Genomic DNA, 18,146 nt, shown 5'->3' on the forward strand with positions numbered 1-18,146 from the left:
GCGGGCCCGCCCCACCTGTCACCGCCGCCAGATACGCAATCGGTTGTTGGCCGGCATCGCCACGTCTTCCACCAGCGTCAACCCCTGCGCGGCGGCCAATGCTTCCACCGCCTCGGCATCCCGGATGCCTGATTCCGGGTCGCGCGCCTTCAGCCATGCATCAAACTGCCGGTTGCTGTCGCTGCTGTAGTTGCCGTTGTAATTGAATGGGCCATACACGCACAGCAGCGCATCGTCGGCCATCACCGCCTGCAGCCCGGCGAAGAGTGCCTGTACATGCGGCCAGCTCATGATGTGCAGGGTGTTGGCGCTGAACACCGCATCGAAGCCCAGCGGGCCCTCCGGCAGCGGGGCCAGGCCAGGGACCGGCGCAAGCACCGCCTGCAGCGGCCACGGCGCCGGTGCGTTGGGCAGCCCCGCCTCGGCAAGGCGCTCGGTAATGCCTGGCAGGTAGTCGGGATGATCGCTGGCCTGCCACATCAGGTGTGGCAGCTGGGCGGCGAAGTATTCAGCATGCTGGCCGGTGCCGCTGCCAATCTCCAGCACGCGGTGGCGGTCGTGCAGATGGCGGCGCAGCACGGCCAGGATCGGGTCGCGGTTGCGCTCACAGGCCTCGGACCAGCATTGTTGGCTCATAACCATGCAAAAAAGTGATGACAGTGCACATCCAACCATGACCGCAGTCACTTGTGCCACTGGCGGCGGCCACCGAAAGTCGGAGGCTTGACCGACCCCGGGGAATCGCAAGCTGTGCAACGCCGTGAGTTTCTGACGCTGTCTGGAATGGGCCTCGCCGGCCTGATGTTGCCGCACTCCCGCCTGATCGCCGCCGAGCAGCTGCTTGAGCCCGGCAACGTGGTCCGCAACAAGGCGCTGTCCGAAGCCGCCCTCGCCGCGGCCAAACGGGCCGGGGCCAGCTACTGCGACGTGCGCATCGGCCGCTACCTCAACCAGGCAGTGATCACCCGCGAAGCGCGGGTGCAGAATGTCACCAACAGCGAATCCTCCGGGATCGGCATCCGGGTGATCGTCAACGGTGCCTGGGGCTTTGCCGCCACCCACCAGCAGACCCCGGCCGCGATCCTGGCCGCGGTGGAGCAGGCGGCCGCCATTGCCCGCGCCAACGCCACCATACAGACCCGGCCGGTACAGCTGGCCCCCGTTACCGGGGTGGGCGATGTGAGCTGGAAGACCCCGATCCGCAAGAACGCCATGGCGGTGCCGATCCAGGAGAAGGTCGAGCTGCTGCTCAGCCTGAATGCGGCCGCGATCAACGCCGGCGCCGACTTCATCAACTCCACCCTGTTCCTGGTCAACGAGCAGAAGTACTTCGCCTCCAGCGATGGCTCCTTCATCGACCAGGACGTGCACCGGATCTGGCTGCCGTTCACCGCCACCGCCATCGACAAGAGCACCGGCAAGTTCCGCACCCGCGCCGGTCTGTCCTCGCCAATGGGCATGGGCTACGAATTCCTCGATGGCCAGGCCAGCGGCAAGATCCAGCTGCCGGGCGGCATCACTGCCTATCGTGACTCCTACGATCCGGTCGAAGATGCCATCGCCGCCGCCCGCCACGCCCGCGAGAAGTTGAAGGCTCCCTCGGTCAAGCCGGGCAAGTACGACCTGGTGCTGGACCCGTCCAACCTGTTCCTGACCATCCATGAGAACGTCGGCCACCCGCTGGAGCTGGACCGCGTGCTCGGCTACGAGGCCAACTACGCCGGTACCAGCTTCGCCACGCTGGACAAGCGCGACGCCGGCTACCGCTGGGGCAGCGAGCGGGTCAACTTCTTCGCCGACAAGACCGCGCCGGGCAGCCTGGGGGCTGTGGGCTACGACGACGAAGGGGTCAAGACCAAGCGCTGGGACCTGGTCAAGGACGGCATCCTGGTCAACTACCAGGCCACCCGCGATGAAGTGCACCTGCTGGGCGAAACCGAATCGCACGGCTGCAGCTACGCCGATTCCTGGTCCAGCGTGCAGTTCCAGCGCATGGCCAACGTGTCGCTGGCACCGGGCAAGACCCCGCTGAGCGTGGCCGACATGGTCAAGGACGTGGAGAACGGCATCTACATCCACGGCCGCGGCTCGTACTCCATCGACCAGCAGCGCTTCAACGCGCAGTTCGGCGGGCAGCTCTACTTCCAGATCAAGAACGGGCAGATTGCCGGCATGGTCGAAGACGCGGCCTACCAGATCCGTACGCCGGAGTTCTGGAACGCCTGCAGCGCGATCTGCGACGAGCGCGATTTCCGCTTCGGCGGTTCGTTCTTCGATGGCAAGGGCCAGCCCGGTCAGGTCTCGGCGGTGTCGCACGGCTCGGCGACCACGCGCTTCGACGGCATCAACATCATCAACACCGCACGCAGCCTGGGCTGAGCCGCCCGGCCACCGTGCCAAACGTCACTACCGTTGGACCGCCGCGCCCGCAAGAATCGATGCACCGCTGTACCCGTGATCCCGCCTTGTTCCTGCCACCCCCACACCGACGTGGAGAGCTGCCTTGCAAAGACGTGACTTCCTCGCCCTGACCGGGCTTACCGCTGGCGGCCTGATCGTGCCGGCGTTCTTCGGCAAGGTGATTGCCGCCGAGCAGCTGCACAGCACCCTGGACCCGGCGCTGAAGAAGCGCCTGGCCGATGCGGCGCTGGCCGCCGCCCGCCAGGCCGGCGCCACCTACTCCGATGTGCGTATCGGCCGTTACCTGCGCCAGTTCGTGATCACCCGCGAAGACAAGGTGCAGAACGTGGTGAACACCGAATCCACCGGTGTGGGCATCCGCGTGATCGTCAATGGCGCGTGGGGCTTTGCCGCCACCAACCAGCTCAACCCCACCGACGTGGCGCGTGCCGCGCAGCAGGCGGTGGCCATCGCCAAGGCCAACGCCGGCGTGCAGACCGCCAAGGTGCAGCTGGCCGCCACGCCCGGCGTGGGCGAGGTGAGCTGGAAGACCCCGATCCGCAAGAACGCGATGGAGGTGCCGATCAAGGAAAAGGTCGAGCTGCTGCTGGACGTCAACGCCGCGGCGATGGGCGCGGGCGCCAGCTTCGTCAATTCGATGCTGTTCCTGGTCAACGAGCAGAAGTACTTCGCCTCCACCGATGGCTCCTACATCGACCAGGACGTGCACCGCATCTGGGCGCCGATGACGGTCACCGCCATCGACAAGGCCAGCGGCAAGTTCCGCACCCGCGAAGGCCTGTCCGCGCCGATGGGCATGGGCTACGAGTACCTGGATGGCGCCGCGAGCGGCAAGGTGCTCACGCCGAACGGCGTGGTCAACTACGGCGCGTCCTACGACATGAAGGAAGACGCCATCGCGGCGGCCAAGCAGGCGCAGGAGAAGCTGAAGGCGCCGTCGGTCAAGCCGGGCAAGTACGACCTGGTGCTGGACCCCTCGCACACCTGGCTGACCATCCACGAATCGGTCGGCCACCCGCTGGAACTGGACCGCGTGCTGGGCTACGAGGCGAACTACGCCGGCACCAGCTTCGCCACCCTGGACAAGCGCGAACAGCACTTCCAGTACGGCAGCGACCTGGTCAACATCTTCGCCGACAAGACCCAGCCCGGCAGCCTCGGCGCGGTGGCCTACGACGATGAAGGCGTCAAGACCAAGCGCTGGGACCTGATCAGCAACGGCAAGCTGGTGGATTACCAGACGATCCGCGACCAGGCCCACATCCTGGGCAAGACCGAGTCGGACGGCTGCTGCTATGCCGATTCCTGGTCCAGCGTGCAGTTCCAGCGCATGGCGAACGTGTCGATGGCGCCGGGCAAGACCCCGCTGAGCGTGAGCGACCTGGTCAAGGACGTCGAGAACGGCATCTACATCATCGGCGACGGCTCGTTCTCCATCGACCAGCAGCGCTACAACGCGCAGTTCGGCGGCCAGCTGTTCTATGAAATCAAGAACGGCCAGATCACCCGCATGCTTGAAGACGTGGCCTACCAGATCCGCACGCCGGAGTTCTGGAACGCCTGCAGCGCCGTGGCCGACGAACGCGATTACCGCCTGGGCGGTTCGTTCTTCGACGGCAAGGGCCAGCCGGGCCAGGTCTCGGCGGTCTCGCACGGCTCGTCCACCGCGCGCTTCAACGGCATCAACGTCATCAACACCGCGCGCAGCCTCGGCTGACCGGTCAGGAGCCCTTATTCCATGAGTATCTTCACCGAAGCCCAGGCCAAGGCCATCCTCGACAAGGTCATCGCGCTGTCCAAGGCCGATGAGACCACTGCGGTGCTGGCCGGCTCGATCAACGGCAACATCCGTTTCGCGCTCAACAACGTCTCCACCAGCGGCATCGTCGACAACACCGAACTGGCCGTCACCGTGGCCTTCGGCAAACGCGTGGGCACCGCCTCGATCAACGAGTTCGACGACGCCGCGCTGGAACGCGTGGTCCGCCGCGCCGAAGACCTGGCCCGCCTGGCCCCGGAAAACCCGGAGTTCCTGCCCGCCATCGGCAAGCAGACCTACACCGCCAGCCCGACCTTCAGCGAATCCACCGCCGCCATCGACCCGGCCTTCCGCGCCAAGGTCGCTGCCGATTCGATCGCGCCCTGCCGTGGCAACGGCCTGATCGCCGCCGGCTTCCTGGAAGACGGCCAGGGCTTCCAGGCCACCGCCAACAGCAACGGCAATTTCGGCTACCAGCGCACCACCAACTTCGACTACACCTGCACCGTGCGTACCGAAGACGGGCGCGGTTCGGGCTGGGTGGGCCGCAACCTGAAGGACGCCGCCGACTTCAAGGCCGACCAGGACGTGCGCATCGCCATGCGCAAGGCCACTGAATCGTCCGAAGCCAAGGCGCTGGAGCCGGGCAAGTACACCGTGATCCTGGAGCCGGCCGCCGCTGCCGGCCTGATCAGCTTCATGATGAACTTCTTCGATGCGCGCTCGGCCGACGAAGGCCGCAGCTTCCTGTCCAGGAAGGGCGGTGGCAACAAGCTCGGCGAGCAGGTCTACGACCCGCGCGTGAACATGTACGCCGACCCGTGGCACCCCGAGGCACCGGTGCTGCCGTGGGACCAGCAGGGCCTGCCGCGCAGCAAGCTGGCCATCATCGAGAACGGCAAGGTTGCCAACCTGGACTACTCGCGTTTCTGGGCGCAGAAGCAGGGCAAGACCGCCAACGCCACCCCGGGCAACCTGCTGATGAGCGGCGGCGACAAGAGCACCGCCGAGCTGGTCCGCGGCACCCAGAAGGGCATCCTGGTCACCCGTACCTGGTACATCCGCATGGTCGACCCGCAGACCGTGCTGCTCACCGGCCTGACCCGCGACGGCACCTTCTACATCGAAAACGGCCAGATCAAATACCCGGTGAAGAACTTCCGCTTCAACGAATCGCCGGTGATCATGCTCAACAACATCGAAGAGCTGGGCAAGCCGGTGCGCGTGGCCGGTGATGAATCCAGCTTCGTGATGATGATCCCGCCGATGAAGCTGCGCGATTTCACCTTCACGTCGCTGTCCGACGCGGTCTGATGACGCGCGTGCGGCAATGAACCGCGCGCAGTTCCTGCGGTTGATGCTTGGCGGGGCCGCCCTGGCGGCCCTGCCCTCGTTCGCCCGCGCGCAGGCCGGGCGGTACGACTTCTGGTTCACCCGCCTCAAGTACGACTCCGGCGACTGGGACGTGGACGCGCGCATGCCGTCCAACGTGATCACCTCGCTGATCGACTACACCACGCTGCGGGTGGACCCGACCGAACATGTGGTCGCACTGTCCGATCCGCGTATGCTGGAAGCGCCGTTCTGCTACCTGGCCGGACACAAGCTGGTGGAGTTCAATGCCGCCGAGCGGCAGAACTTCGTGCGCTACGTGCGCAATGGCGGCTTCGTGTTCGTGGATGACTGCAACCATGATATCGACGGGTTGTTCGCCAAGTCGTTCGAAGCGCAGATGGCCAAGCTGTTCGGACCTGCCGCGCTGAAGAAGCTGCCCAACACCCATGCACTGTATCGAAGTTTCTTCAGGTTCCCGGACGGGCCGCCGGCCACCGGCTTCGAGCTCAATGGCTGGGGCGATGATCTTGTGCACGATTACCTCAAGGGCATCGAGGTCGATGGCCGGCTGGGCGTGCTTTACAGCAACAAAGACTACGGCTGCGAGTGGGACTACGACTGGCGCAACAAACGGTTCCTGGCCGAGGACAACACGCGGTTTGCGGTGAACATCGTGATGTATGCGTTGAACAATTAGGCTTTGTTGATTTCTTCAGCCACGCAGGGCGTGGCTCTACATTCATTGCTGCGAGCGTGCCATGCAAAACGATAGCCCCATTGATGCCCTTCTTTCCAAGCTGCAGCCCCTGCGCGATGCGCTGGGCAAGGCCGTGGTGGGCCAGCATGATGTGGTGGAGCAGCTGCTGATCGGCCTGCTTGCCGGTGGCCATGTGTTGCTGGAAGGCGCGCCGGGGCTGGGCAAGACCCTGCTGGTGCGCTCGCTGGGGCAGGCGCTGGAACTGCAGTTCCGGCGCGTGCAGTTCACTCCCGATCTGATGCCCAGCGACATCCTTGGCACCGAGCTGCTGGAAGAAGACCACGGCACCGGACATCGCCATTTCCGCTTCCAGCAGGGGCCGATCTTCACCCACCTGCTGCTGGCCGACGAGCTCAACCGCACCCCGCCCAAGACCCAGGCAGCGCTGCTGGAAGCCATGCAGGAACGCACCGTCAGCTACGCCGGCACCACCTATGCGCTGCCGGCACCGTTCTTCGTGCTGGCCACGCAGAACCCGATCGAACAGGCCGGTACCTACCCGCTGCCGGAGGCCCAGCTGGACCGGTTCCTGCTGCACGTGCGGGTGGATTACCCCACCGAGCAGGAAGAGCGCGACATCCTGGTGCAGACCACCGGCAGCAGCAGTGGCGCCGTTCCCAAGGTGATGCACGCCGAGGATGTGCTGGCCCTGCAGGCTGCGGTGCGCCAGGTGCATGTCAGTGATGACGTGCTGAGCTGGATCACGCGTCTGGTCCGTGCCAGTCGGCCGGGCGCAGGCGCCCCGGAGGCGGTCAACCATTGGATCAAGTGGGGCGCCGGCCCGCGTGCGGGACAGTCGCTGGTGCTGGCGACCAAGGCGCGCGCATTGCTGCAGGGGCGCTTTGCGGCGACCCGCGATGATGTGCAGGCGCTGATCGCGCCGGTGATGCGCCACCGCCTGCTGCTCTCGTTCGCCGCCGAAGCCGAGCAGAAGGGCGCCGACGATGTGATCGCCGCGTTGCTGCAGGCCGTGCCTTTCCCCGCCTGAGCCTCTCGTGAGCCCGCACGTCCCGATCCCCATTCCCGCCGATGTCCGCAGCCGCCTCAAGGCGCTGCGGCTGTTGCCGCGGCGTGCGGCCGGCGCGCAGGGCATCGGCCAGCATGCCAGCCGCAACCGTGGCGCAGGTTTGGAATTCGCGCAGTACCGCGCCTACGAGCCCGGCGACGAGCCGCGCCAGATCGACTGGAAGCTGTACGCACGTTCGGACCGCTTCTTCGTTCGCGAGTCCGAGCGCGAAAGCCCGGTCACGATCTGGATCCTGATCGATGCCACTGCATCGGCCGGGCAGGTCGACCGCGCACAACCTGCTGTGTCGCGGCTGGACCATGGCTGCGCCACCGCCGCCTGCATCGTGGAGCTGGCGCTGCAGCAGGGGGACCGCTTCGGCCTGGTCGCCGTCAATGGTGAGGGCGTACAGCTGGTGCCGGCCGGCAGTGGTGCGCGCCAGCGCGACCGCGTCCACCTGCTGCTGCACCGCCTGCGTGCGCGTGGCGCATGGCCCGCTGCAGACGCGCTGCGCCCGGTCTGGGAGCGGGTGCAGGCCAATGACATGCTGGTGGCGTTGGGCGATGGCTTCGACGAGGCCGGCACCGTGCTGCTGGAGCGGCTGGCCGCCGCCCGCCGTGACGTGGTGCAGCTGCAGATCCTGACCGCCGACGAGCGTGATTTCCCCTTCCACGACGGCCACCGCTTCCGTGACCCGGAAACCGGTGAGGAGCTGCTGGGCGATGGCCGTGCGATCCGCGACGATTACCTGGCCCGCTTCGCCGAGGCGCAGCGCGTGCTGCAGGCGCGACTGCAACGCGGCGGCGTTGCCCATGTCGTGACCCATACCGACCAGCCGCTGGATGCGCCGCTGCGGCTGCTGGCGGGGAGCGCGCGATGAGCCTGTCGCTGCTGTTCCCGCTGGGCCTGCTGGCGCTGGCGTCACTGGTGGTGCCGTTGCTGATCCATCTGGCGCGCCGCCACCACTACGCGCCGCTGGAGTTCGCCGCGCTGCGCTGGCTGCGCGCGAAGGCCCGCCCGCGCCAGCGGATCCGCTTCGACGAATGGCCGCTGCTGCTGGTGCGCCTGCTGCTGCTTGCGGCGCTGGCCGTATTGCTGGCCCGGCCGCTGCTGCATGGGGCGCCGGTACAGACACCGCCGTGGGTGGTGGTGGCGCCGGGATTGAGCGCGCCGATGCTGCCTGCGGGCAGCGAGGGGCGCTGGTTGGCCCCCGGGTTCCCGCCGCTGCAGGACACTGCGCCGGCCGGCCAGCAGCCGCTGTCCAGTCTGCTGCGCGAGCTGGATCAAACCCTGCCGGAGGGCACGGAATTAACGGTGTACGTCCCGGATCCGATGCCCGGCCTCGACGGTGAGCGGCCACGGTTGTCGCGTGCGGTGATCTGGCGTCCGGTTGCCATACCGGTGGGCGCGACGGTGCAGGACACCTCACCGCAGCTGCGCGTGAGTGGCACGGATCAGGATCCGGCTGCACTGCGCGTGCTGAACGCCCTGCAGCGCGCGTGGAGCGGGCAGTCGTTGCCGGCAGCGCTCGCCCCGGATGCCGTGCCGGAACAAGGTCAGGTCGGCGTGTGGCTGGCCGATGCACCCCTGCCGGCCACCTGGCAGGCCTGGGTGCAGGCCGGCGGCAGCGTGTTGGCTGTCTCGACCAGGGTAACCACCGGCTCAGGTACGACGGTGCTGCAGGATGCCAGCGGCAAGGCAGCGGTCATGCGCCATGCCCTCGGTCGCGGACAGGTCCTGCGTTTCACCGCCGCGCTGTCACCCGATGCACTGCCGGCCCTGCGTGAACCGTCTTTCCCGCGCCGCCTGCTGGAGCAGGTGCGGCCGTTGCCGCCACCGCAACTGGCGCCCGCTGCCGTGCAGGCGCCGCTGACCGGTGCCACCCCGCCGCTGGCACAGCCGCGTGATCTGGCGACCTGGCTGCTGGCGGTGATCGTGCTGCTGTTCGCCCTGGAGCGCTGGATGGCCACCGCACCGCGACGCGGGGCAAGCGCATGAACCGCGTTCACCAGGCATGGCAGCGCGCGCGTCGCCGGCGCTGGTGGATCACCGCATTGCTGCTGGTGCCGCTGGCGCTGGCCCTTACCGCCATCGCCGCGCGCGTGGCGGGCATCAACATCGGCTCCGTCGTGCTGCTGGCAACCCTGATGGTCGTCGCCGGTACCGCCACCTGGCGCGCGCGACGGCTGGACCGGCACTGGCTGGTACGCCAGCTGGACACGCATGCCATCGCGCAGGACAGCGCCGACCTGCTGTTCGCCGATGCCGCCGCACTCAATCCCCTGCAGCAACGCCAGCAGGCACGCATCACCGCCGCACTGCAGGCCGCGCCGCCGCATCTCCGCGCCGCGTGGCCGACGCGCTGGCTGGCCGTGTCGTGGTGTGGCGGAATGCTGGTGGCCGTGCTCGCCGCAGGCTGGCCTGCACCGGGCGCACCGCTGCCGGCCCTTCCCGGCCGTGCCACGCCTGCCGCCAGCGCGGCGCAGCCGCCCAGCCTGCAGTCGTCCCGGCTGCAGATCCAGGCACCGGCCTACACCGGCGAGGCCGTGCGCACCCAGACTGCACTGGACGCCAAGGTAGTACAGGGCAGCGCGCTGGACTGGTCGCTGCGTTTCAGCGCACAGCCCACACTAGCCGCATTGCAGCTGCACGACGGCACCCGCATCGCGCTGCGCCGTGAGGGCGAGGCGTGGGTGGCGCAATGGAAGGCGGCCAAGCCCACGCTGTACCGCATCGTGACCGAGCCGGCGCTGACCGCACCCCGGCTGTATCGCCTGGATGTGGTGCCCGACCGACCGCCCAGCGTGCGCGTGATCGCGCCGGACCGCACCCTGGTCCTGGCCACGCCCGGCCAACGCCAATGGACCCTGCAGTTCGAGGCCAGCGATGACTTCGGCGTGGCGGCCAGCGCCGAACTGCACCTGACCCTGGCCCAGGGCAGCGGCGAGAACATCACGTTCCGCGAGCAGCGCATCGCGCTGACCGGCACGGGCCCGGCCACCCAGCGCCGCTTCGCGCGCACGCTGGACCTGGCCACACTTGGCGCTGGGCCTGGCAATGATGTGATCGCGCAGCTGCAGGTGCGCGACAACCGCACACCTGCCGCACAGACCGCGCAAAGCACCAGCCTGATCCTGCGCCTGCCCAGCGAAGAACAGGTGCTGGGCACGGACCTGGAAGGGATGGTCAAGAAAACACTGCCGGCGTACTTCCGCAGCCAGCGCCAGATCATCATCGACGCCGAAGCGCTGATCAAACTGCGCCGCCAGCTGCCGGCCGAGGAATTCGTGAAGCGCTCCGATGCGATCGGCGTGGACCAGCGCATCCTGCGCCTGCGCTATGGGCAGTTCCTGGGTGAGGAGAGCGAAGGTGGTGCGAAGCCGCCGCCGACCAGCGACAGCCTGCCCACCAGCGATGCACCGGCCGCCGATCACGATGAGGATCACGCGCACGACAGCGCCAGTACACAGGGTGGCCACGAGGATCACGATCACGATCACGGCGCGGCCCAGGCCGGTACCGCCCCGGTGTTCGGCGCCGCCACCGACGTACTCTCCGAGTACGGCCACACCCACGACCATGCCGAAGCAGCCACCCTGCTCGATCCGCAGACCCGCGCGATCCTGAAGGCGGCACTGGACCAGATGTGGTCGTCGGAAGGCGAACTGCGCCAAGGCCGCCCCGAGCGCGCCCTGCCGTTCGCCTACAAGGCGCTGGGTTTCATCAAGCAGGTGCAGCAGGCCGAGCGCATCTACCTGGCCCGGGTAGGGCCGGAGCTGCCGCCCATCGACGAGAGCCGCCGCATGACCGGCGACCGTACCGATCTGGGCAGCCGCACCTTCACGATCACCCCGGTGGACACACCCGATCCCGCCATCGTGGCGGTCTGGCAGCAGTTGGCCGACACCCGCACCACGCCCGACCTGGATGCAGTGAGCCAGTGGCTGGGCCGCCATCAATCGCGGCTGTCAGATCCGCTCAGCCTTGCCGCAGCCGTTGAGGAACTGCGCCTGGCACCGGGCTGCGCCCCCTGCCGCACCACATTGCGCGCACAGCTGTGGCGGGCGTTGCAGCGCCCGTTGCCGCAGCTGGAACGGCGCAGCGCGCCGGACCCGATGGCGCAGCGTTACCTGGATGCTCTGGAGGGCACGCGATGAGCACGGCCGCATGGATCGCCATCGCCTTGGCCCTGATCACCATCGCAGGCAGCGTACGCATCCTTCGCGTAGCGCCACGTCCTGCGTGGCTGCCTTCCCCCATATTCACCGCATTGCTGGGGTTGCAGGCCCTGTCCGCGCTGCTGCTCTACTTCACCCTCGTACCCCCACAGCGCAGCGTGGAAGCGGGCCAGCTGACCGTACTGACCGCCAACGCCGCATCCGCAGGGACCGTGCCCGCCGGCGCAGCCGTGATCGCGCTGCCGGAAGCAACGCCCAGTGCCGACGCCATGCGCGCCCCCGACCTGGCCACCGCGCTGCGCCAGCATCCGGGCAGCACCGCGTTGCTGCTGGTCGGTGATGGACTGTCCGCGCGCGATCGCGACACCGCGTTGCCGCTGCGGGCAACGCTGCAATCCCCTGCCGCGCCCCGCGGCTGGCTGGAGCTTCAGCCGCCATCGGTCACCGCCCCCGGCGCGCTGTTCGAGGTAGTCGCACGTGCCGGCGGTGTCGACGACGCGCGGGCCGAACTGCTCGACCCTGCCGGCGTCGTGGTCGACCGCGCGCCGCTGGACGCGCAGGGCAATGTGCGCCTGCACGGCAGTGCGCGCGCCGCAGGGCGCAGTGAGTTCACCCTGCGCCTGCTCGACGCCCGGCCGCACGTCGTGGACAGCCTCCCGGTACCGCTGCAGACCGTGGCGGCAGCCCCACCGCGCGTGCTGATCCTGGCCGGCGCACCCGGTCCGGAACTGAAGTACCTGCGCCGCTGGGCCACCGACACCGGCCTGGACGTGCAGGCGCAGGCCAGCGCCGGTGGTGGCGTGACGCTGGGCGATGCGCCGGTTGCCTTGAGCGCGGCCCGCCTGGCCGCCACCGACGTGCTGGTGCTGGACGAACGCAGCCTGGCAACGCTTGGCGCGGCGCAGCGCACGCTGGTGCAGCAGGCACTGCGCGATGGGCTGGGCGTGGTGGTACGCAGCAGCGGGCCACTCAACGATGCCACCCGCCAGGCACTACGCAGCTGGGGCATGCCGGTGAGCGGCGGCACCCGCGTAGCACCGCTGCAGCTGCCGGCCGATCCGGAAGCGGCGCTGCTGCAGGCACGGCGCGGCCCGCAGCGGCCGTCCACCGACAGCACCGCGTGGACAGACGAAGCCGACGCCGCATCGCACAGCGCCGCACCACCTGCGTTGGAGCGGTTCGACGCGGAGCTGACCGCTGCCGATGCGTTGCTGCTGGACGCCAAGGGCAACGCTGTGGGCGGCTGGCGCAACATCGGTCGCGGCCGCGTTGCCCTGCTCCCGGTAACCGACAGCTACCGGCTGGTCCTGTCCGGCCGAGACGACCGCTACGCAGAACTGTGGTCGGGCGTGCTGGCCAAGGTGGCCCGCGCGCTGCCGGGTGCGCCTGCCATCCGCCTGCAGACGGCCACGCCCTGGTCGGGCGAGCGCATGACCGTGTGCGAGGTACCGCGCGGCACCCGTGTCCGCGATGCAGAAGGCCACACGGTCGCCCTGCAGGTCGATCCGGCCAGTGGCAGCCAGCACTGCGCCGGCTACTGGCCCCAGCAGCCCGGTTGGCACCAGCTCCAGCACGGCGCCACCATGCAGGCGTTCTACGTGTTCGACCCGGCCGCCGCGCAACCGCTGTACCGGCAGCAGCTGCGCGCCGCCACCGCGAACCGCCTGGCCGAAACGAATGCCGCCACAAGCGGAACGCCCAGCAAGGTCCCCGGCCCCCGCTGGCCGTGGCTGCTCGCCTTCATCGCCGTCGCCGGCCTGCTGTGGTGGCTGGAGCGTCGCAGATCCGGCCCAGTGACGCCTCCCTCCGCCAGCTGACGGAGGCTAGGGCTGCTTCAACCGATACACCCCATTGAAGCGCACGTTCATGCCGCCGCATTCGGCGTTGTCCGCCACCAGCAGGGTGTCGCCGAGCCAGTGCGCGCGCACCTCGCACATGTCGTCGCTGAAGACGACCTTCTCGCCCTCGGGTACAGCGCGTGCCGCCACCTGGCCCAGGTTGGGTCCGCCCGGCCGCTGTTCCGGGCTGGGGTTGGCCGAGGGCCAGTAGGCATCGCCTTCCACCGACAGCGCATTGCCCTGCACGCGGATGACAAGGCTGTCGTCGCCGCTGCGCCAGTGCCCGGCCCAATCCGTCAACACGGGGATACGCGTGGGAAGCGTCTGCAGCCGTGCCTTGTCCACCCAGCCCGCGCTGCCACCCACCCTGTTATGGAAGAAGACGCAGCGGTAGCGGCCCAGGTCGCGGCCGCTGATAACGGTGTCCCCGGTCACGACGTAGGTCGCGTGGCGGCAGGCGGCTTCGCCCTTGCCAGGACATCCGTTCATATCATCGAGCAGGTAGAGGCGCTGTGCGCCAATCACTTTGGCCTGCGCGAAATTGCTCTGATCCGACGGAAACGCACCGTTGCGGCAACTGCCACCATCGGCCATGTCGCTGGCTGATGCGGGGAGCGGAAGCAGCAGGGCGAGGCACAGGGAGCGCAGCAGCATGGCGTCAGCATTGAAGAGGCGATGCTGGGAGGATAGCGGCTCACTCCCCCGCCGGCGCCGTGCAGCCCTGCTGCGGATCACAGAACTGTTGCCATTCCTGTGCGTAATGCCATGTGTCGTCCTGTCAGCAGCGTCCTGCGCGCAGGATACGGAGGCGAATTTCAGATTTCGCTGGCCGGGGAAGGGCGCTGAATCATTCACCCGCCGGCGCCACGATGTCTCAACCACTGAGACGCGTTTGTGCTTCCATGGCGTCCTTTGCAGACCGTTGTTCCCATGGCCTACGAACTTGCCAAGCGCACCGAGGACGCCGAGCGCCGCCTCGCGACCACCGACGGGCTGCCCTCGCGCAACGGTGCCCTGCTCACCGCGCGGCTGCAGCAGCGCTATGCCGACCGCATCACCGGCAGCTTCACCATTCCGGGCCGCGAAGGCCGCTACGCGCCGATCCCGGCCGATGTGCCGGCCGCGCTGACCGCCGCGCTGAAGGCGCGGGGCATCGAGCAGCTGTACAGCCACCAGGCCGAAGCATGGGACGCCACCCAGCGGGGCGAGCACGTGGCCATCGTCACCCCCACCGCCAGCGGCAAATCGTTGTGCTACACCCTGCCGGTAGTCAGCGCCGCCATGCAGGGCAAGGCCAAGGCGCTGTACCTGTTCCCGACCAAGGCGTTGGCGCAGGACCAGGTGGCCGAGCTGCTGGAGCTCAACCGCGCCGGAGACCTGGGGGTGAAGGCCTTCACCTTCGACGGCGACACCCCCGGCGATGCGCGCCAGGCGATCCGCCTGCATGGCGACATCGTGGTGTCCAACCCGGACATGCTGCACCAGGCGATCCTGCCGCATCACACCAAGTGGGCGCAGTTCTTCGAGAACCTGCGCTATGTGGTGATCGATGAGGTGCATACCTACCGCGGCGTGTTCGGCAGCCATGTCACCAACGTGCTGCGCCGGCTCAAACGGATCTGCGCCTTCTACGGCGTGTCGCCGCAGTTCATCCTGTGCTCGGCCACCATCGGCAACCCGCAGGCGCATGCCGAAGCGCTGATCGAGGCGCCGGTCACCGCCATCACCGAATCCGGCGCGCCGACCGGGCCCAAGCATGTGCTGCTGTGGAACCCGCCGGTGGTCAACGCCGACCTGGGCCTGCGCGCCTCGGCGCGCTCGCAGAGCAACCGCATTGCCCGCATCGCGATCAAATCCGGGCTGAAGACCCTGATCTTCGCGCAGAGCAGGTTGATGGTCGAAGTGCTCACCAAGTACCTCAAGGACATCTTCGACCACGACCCGCGCAAGCCCCCCCGCATCCGCGCGTACCGCGGCGGCTACCTGCCCACCGAGCGCCGCGAGACCGAACGTGCCATGCGCGCCGGTAACATCGATGGCATCGTCAGCACCTCGGCGCTGGAGCTCGGCGTGGATATCGGCAGCCTGGACGTGGTGGTGCTCAACGGCTACCCCGGCAGCGTGGCCGCCACCTGGCAGCGCTTCGGCCGTGCCGGCCGCCGCCAGCAGCCCGCCCTGGGCGTGCTGGTGGCCAGCTCGCAGCCGCTGGACCAGTACGTGGTGCGGCACCCCGACTTCTTCGCCGAGGCCTCGCCCGAACACGCGCGCACCGCCCCGGACCAGCCGCTGATCCTGTTCGACCACATCCGCTGCGCCGCCTTCGAGCTGCCCTTCCTGGCCGGCGACCCGTTCGGGCCGATCGATCCGCTGGTGTTCCTGGAAGCGCTGGCCGAAACCGAGGTGGTGCACCGCGAAGGCGACCGCTGGGAGTGGATCGCCGACAGCTACCCGGCCAACGCGGTGAGCCTGCGTTCGGTGGCCGATGGCAACTTCGTGGTGGTCGACCGCAGCGACGGCAAGCAGCAGATCATCGCCGAGGTGGACTACTCCGCCGCCGCGCTGACCCTGTACGAAGGCGCCATCCACATGGTGCAGTCCGCCCCGTACCAGGTGGAGCGGCTGGACTGGGAAGGCCGCAAGGCCTACGTCACCCGCACGCACGTGGACTACTACACCGACAGCATCGACTTCACCAAGCTCAAGGTGCTGGACCGCTTCGACGGCTGCATGGCCGGCCAGGGCGATTCGCATCACGGCGAAGTGCACGTGGTGCGGCGCGTGGCCGGATACAAGAAGATCCGCTACTACACCCACGAAAACATCGGCTATGGGCCGGTCAACCTGCCCGACCAGGAACTGCACACCACGGCGGTGTGGTGGCAGCTGCCGCAGGGGCTGCTGCTGACCGCGTTCGATTCGAAACAGGAAGCTTTGGATGGCTTCCTGGGCGCAGCCTATGCGCTGCACATCGTGGCCACGGTGGCGGTGATGGCCGATGCGCGCGACCTGCAGAAGGCGGTGGGCAATGGTGATGGCGCGTGGTTCGCGGTGGCCGACCAGAGCGGGCGCGGGCAGCTGCGTGGCGCCGAGTTCGATGCCAGTGCGATCGAGCTGCAGCAGCAGTTCGTGCCCACGGTGTATCTGTACGACAACTTCCCCGGCGGCGTGGGCTTGAGCGAGCCACTCTGGCTGCGCCAGGCCGAGCTGCTGCAGCGCGCGCAGGAACTGGTGCAGCGCTGCGACTGCAAGGCCGGTTGCCCGGCCTGCGTGGGCCCGGTGCTGGCCGGCCAGGAAGACGATGCGACCACGCCCAAGGCGTTGGCATTGAAGGTGCTGGCACTGTTTGACGAACACGCGCTGCCCAGCGCCGCCGAGCGCGAGCGGATCGACGCCGACGTGGTGCCGTTTTGAGCCTGAGCCTGGACAAGCTGCGCCTGTTGCGGCGCCAGGCTGGTGATGCCACGCCGCGCCCGGCGGCGACCGAACCCGCTGCTATGCCCGCGCCCGCCGTGCCGGTGGCGGCCAACGATGCGCAGGCGCGCCGACCTGCGCCGGATTCGGTGTTCGCCTGGGTGGAGCAGGAGATCCGCCACAAGCCAACCGGCGTGACTGCGTCGACGCCTGCCCCGGCACCGCTGCGCAGGCCCGACGTGGGTGGCCTGCACAGGTTGCTGGGCCTGCGTGATCGCGGCACGGCCGCGGCGCGCCCGCGCGCGAACGCTCAGGACCGCCACGTGCCCGGCGAGGAGATCGCACCCGGGTTGTTCCTGATCGAATCGTTCCTGGCCCAGCCCATTCCCACCCAGCCGCTGTCGCTGGCCTTCGCCAAGCGCGACGGCGACCGGGTGCAGCCGCAGGACCTGATGTTCTTCGATACCGAAACCACCGGCCTGGCCGGCGGCACCGGCACCCGCGCCTTCATGATCGGCGCGGCCGACTGGCACCGCGATGCCACGCGCGGCGACGGCCTGCGCATCCGCCAGCTGCTGATGACCACCATGGCCGCCGAGACCGCGATGCTGGCCGAGTTCGCCCGCTGGCTGCAGCCGTCCACGGTGTTTTCCAGCTACAACGGCCGCTGCTACGACGCGCCGCTGCTGAAGACCCGCTACCGGCTGGCCCGGCAGCGCTGCCCGATCACTCCGCTGGACCATGTGGACCTGCTGTTTCCCACCCGCCGCCGCTACCGCGGCACCTGGGAAAACTGCCGGCTGGCCACCATCGAACGCCAGTTGCTGCAGATCGTGCGCGAAGACGACCTGCCCGGCTCCGAAGCGCCGGCGGCGTGGCTGAACTACCTGCGCGGTGGCAGCGCGGTGAACCTGCGCCGCGTAGCCGAACACAACCACCAGGACGTGGTCACCCTGTCGCTGCTGATGCTGCGGCTGGTGGCCGAAGAACGCCGCGAGCGCGAAACATTGGCACTGGAAGGCGGCCCCGTCCGCGGCTGAGCGGGCGTTGACACCCCGTGCAGCCTGCGCGGTGCAAGCTGGCCGCACTTACCCGCTCACGGAGACTGGCCATGCGTATGTCCCTGCTGTTGCTTGCTTGTGCCCTGCCGCTGACCGCGTGCAGCACCCCGCCCAAGAGCAGCACCGATCCGGCCGTGGTCGATCCGGTGCCGCATGTCGCTGATGGAGGCACGATGAAGTGCAATCCGAACGTTCTTGAGCAGTTCAATGGACAAAAAGCGACGGAAGAGCTGGTGAAGCAGGCGGTGGCCGCCAGCGGTGCGAAGAATGCCCGCGTTGTGAAGCCCGGCATGGCCGTCACCATGGACTTCCGCGAAGACCGCTTGACGATCAACGTGGATGCAGACAACAAGATCGAGCGCATCGGTTGTAATTGACCC

At 68.3% G+C, this 18,146-nt stretch carries 14 protein-coding genes; 12 read left to right on the forward strand and 2 right to left on the reverse strand.

Features of this window, described 5'->3' with window-relative positions; genetic code table 11:
- Positions 1 to 18 precede the first annotated feature (18 nt).
- Complete coding sequence (locus ACTJI4_RS15775; RefSeq protein WP_440869886.1) at positions 19 to 636, reverse strand: DUF938 domain-containing protein; 618 nt, start codon at positions 634 to 636, stop codon at positions 19 to 21.
- 114 nt (positions 637 to 750) lie between these two features.
- Here ACTJI4_RS15775 and ACTJI4_RS15780 point away from each other — a divergent pair, with 114 nt between their 5' ends.
- The 9 genes from ACTJI4_RS15780 to ACTJI4_RS15820 all read left to right on the forward strand — a co-directional run bounded on the left by ACTJI4_RS15780 (position 751) and on the right by ACTJI4_RS15820 (position 13,273).
- Entirely contained in the window at positions 751 to 2,379 is a 1,629-nt protein-coding gene (locus ACTJI4_RS15780) for a TldD/PmbA family protein (protein WP_440869887.1), read from the forward strand.
- Between the two features lie 124 nt (positions 2,380 to 2,503).
- The gene (locus ACTJI4_RS15785) at positions 2,504 to 4,138 is read left to right on the forward strand and encodes a TldD/PmbA family protein (RefSeq protein ID WP_440869888.1); all 1,635 of its coding nucleotides are present in this window, start codon (positions 2,504 to 2,506) and stop codon (positions 4,136 to 4,138) included.
- 21 nt (positions 4,139 to 4,159) lie between these two features.
- A complete protein-coding gene (locus ACTJI4_RS15790) occupies positions 4,160 to 5,494 on the forward strand; it encodes a TldD/PmbA family protein (RefSeq protein WP_440869889.1) in 1,335 nt (444 codons plus the stop codon).
- Between the two features lie 16 nt (positions 5,495 to 5,510).
- Positions 5,511 to 6,212 carry a DUF4159 domain-containing protein gene (locus ACTJI4_RS15795; RefSeq protein ID WP_392923292.1) on the forward strand — a complete coding sequence of 234 codons (702 nt, stop codon included), beginning with the start codon at positions 5,511 to 5,513 and terminating at the stop codon, positions 6,210 to 6,212.
- A gap of 61 nt (positions 6,213 to 6,273) precedes the next feature.
- Positions 6,274 to 7,260 (forward strand): AAA family ATPase, encoded by a 987-nt coding sequence (locus ACTJI4_RS15800; RefSeq protein ID WP_392923289.1) that lies wholly within the window; start codon positions 6,274 to 6,276, stop codon positions 7,258 to 7,260.
- Positions 7,261 to 7,267: 7 nt separating this feature from the next.
- A complete protein-coding gene (locus ACTJI4_RS15805) occupies positions 7,268 to 8,158 on the forward strand; it encodes a DUF58 domain-containing protein (RefSeq protein ID WP_440869890.1) in 891 nt (296 codons plus the stop codon).
- A complete protein-coding gene (locus ACTJI4_RS15810; protein WP_440869891.1) occupies positions 8,155 to 9,276 on the forward strand; it encodes a BatA domain-containing protein in 1,122 nt (373 codons plus the stop codon). The genes ACTJI4_RS15805 and ACTJI4_RS15810 overlap by 4 nt, the downstream gene beginning before the upstream one ends.
- Entirely contained in the window at positions 9,273 to 11,435 is a 2,163-nt protein-coding gene (locus ACTJI4_RS15815) for a hypothetical protein (RefSeq protein ID WP_440869892.1), read from the forward strand. Before ACTJI4_RS15810 ends, ACTJI4_RS15815 begins: the two co-directional genes overlap by 4 nt.
- On the forward strand, positions 11,432 to 13,273 hold the full coding sequence (locus tag ACTJI4_RS15820) for a hypothetical protein (protein WP_440869893.1): 1,842 nt from the start codon (positions 11,432 to 11,434) through the stop codon (positions 13,271 to 13,273). The genes ACTJI4_RS15815 and ACTJI4_RS15820 overlap by 4 nt, the downstream gene beginning before the upstream one ends.
- A gap of 6 nt (positions 13,274 to 13,279) precedes the next feature.
- Here the strand turns inward: ACTJI4_RS15820 and ACTJI4_RS15825 are convergent, their stop codons facing one another.
- On the reverse strand, positions 13,280 to 13,948 hold the full coding sequence (locus ACTJI4_RS15825; protein WP_440869894.1) for a hypothetical protein: 669 nt from the start codon (positions 13,946 to 13,948) through the stop codon (positions 13,280 to 13,282).
- Positions 13,949 to 14,224: 276 nt separating this feature from the next.
- Here ACTJI4_RS15825 and ACTJI4_RS15830 point away from each other — a divergent pair, with 276 nt between their 5' ends.
- The 3 genes from ACTJI4_RS15830 (at position 14,225) to ACTJI4_RS15840 (ending at position 18,143) form a co-directional block, all read left to right on the forward strand.
- Complete coding sequence (locus ACTJI4_RS15830; RefSeq protein WP_440869895.1) at positions 14,225 to 16,705, forward strand: DEAD/DEAH box helicase; 2,481 nt, start codon at positions 14,225 to 14,227, stop codon at positions 16,703 to 16,705.
- The gene (locus ACTJI4_RS15835) at positions 16,702 to 17,745 is read left to right on the forward strand and encodes a ribonuclease H-like domain-containing protein (RefSeq protein WP_392923273.1); all 1,044 of its coding nucleotides are present in this window, start codon (positions 16,702 to 16,704) and stop codon (positions 17,743 to 17,745) included. Before ACTJI4_RS15830 ends, ACTJI4_RS15835 begins: the two co-directional genes overlap by 4 nt.
- Positions 17,746 to 17,816: 71 nt before the next feature.
- The gene (locus tag ACTJI4_RS15840; RefSeq protein WP_392923270.1) at positions 17,817 to 18,143 is read left to right on the forward strand and encodes an I78 family peptidase inhibitor; all 327 of its coding nucleotides are present in this window, start codon (positions 17,817 to 17,819) and stop codon (positions 18,141 to 18,143) included.
- Positions 18,144 to 18,146: the final 3 nt, after the last annotated feature.

This window comes from Stenotrophomonas sp. 22385 (assembly GCF_052045085.1).
In the GTDB taxonomy this organism is placed as follows: Bacteria; Pseudomonadota; Gammaproteobacteria; order Xanthomonadales; family Xanthomonadaceae; genus Stenotrophomonas.

Bases quoted from the DNA above. Each gene is read 5' to 3' on its own strand.
- ACTJI4_RS15810 (WP_440869891.1), top strand. From the start codon at position 8,155: ATGAGCCTGTCGCTGCTGTTCCCGCTGGGCCTGCTGGCGCTGGCGTCA.
- ACTJI4_RS15790 (WP_440869889.1), top strand. From the start codon at position 4,160: ATGAGTATCTTCACCGAAGCCCAGGCCAAGGCCATCCTCGACAAGGTC.
- ACTJI4_RS15820 (WP_440869893.1), top strand. From the start codon at position 11,432: ATGAGCACGGCCGCATGGATCGCCATCGCCTTGGCCCTGATCACCATC.
- ACTJI4_RS15825 (WP_440869894.1), bottom strand. From the start codon at position 13,948: ATGCTGCTGCGCTCCCTGTGCCTCGCCCTGCTGCTTCCGCTCCCCGCA.
- ACTJI4_RS15840 (WP_392923270.1), top strand. From the start codon at position 17,817: ATGCGTATGTCCCTGCTGTTGCTTGCTTGTGCCCTGCCGCTGACCGCG.
- ACTJI4_RS15830 (WP_440869895.1), top strand. From the start codon at position 14,225: ATGGCCTACGAACTTGCCAAGCGCACCGAGGACGCCGAGCGCCGCCTC.
- ACTJI4_RS15775 (WP_440869886.1), bottom strand. From the start codon at position 636: ATGAGCCAACAATGCTGGTCCGAGGCCTGTGAGCGCAACCGCGACCCG.
- ACTJI4_RS15800 (WP_392923289.1), top strand. From the start codon at position 6,274: ATGCAAAACGATAGCCCCATTGATGCCCTTCTTTCCAAGCTGCAGCCC.
- ACTJI4_RS15795 (WP_392923292.1), top strand. From the start codon at position 5,511: ATGAACCGCGCGCAGTTCCTGCGGTTGATGCTTGGCGGGGCCGCCCTG.
- ACTJI4_RS15815 (WP_440869892.1), top strand. From the start codon at position 9,273: ATGAACCGCGTTCACCAGGCATGGCAGCGCGCGCGTCGCCGGCGCTGG.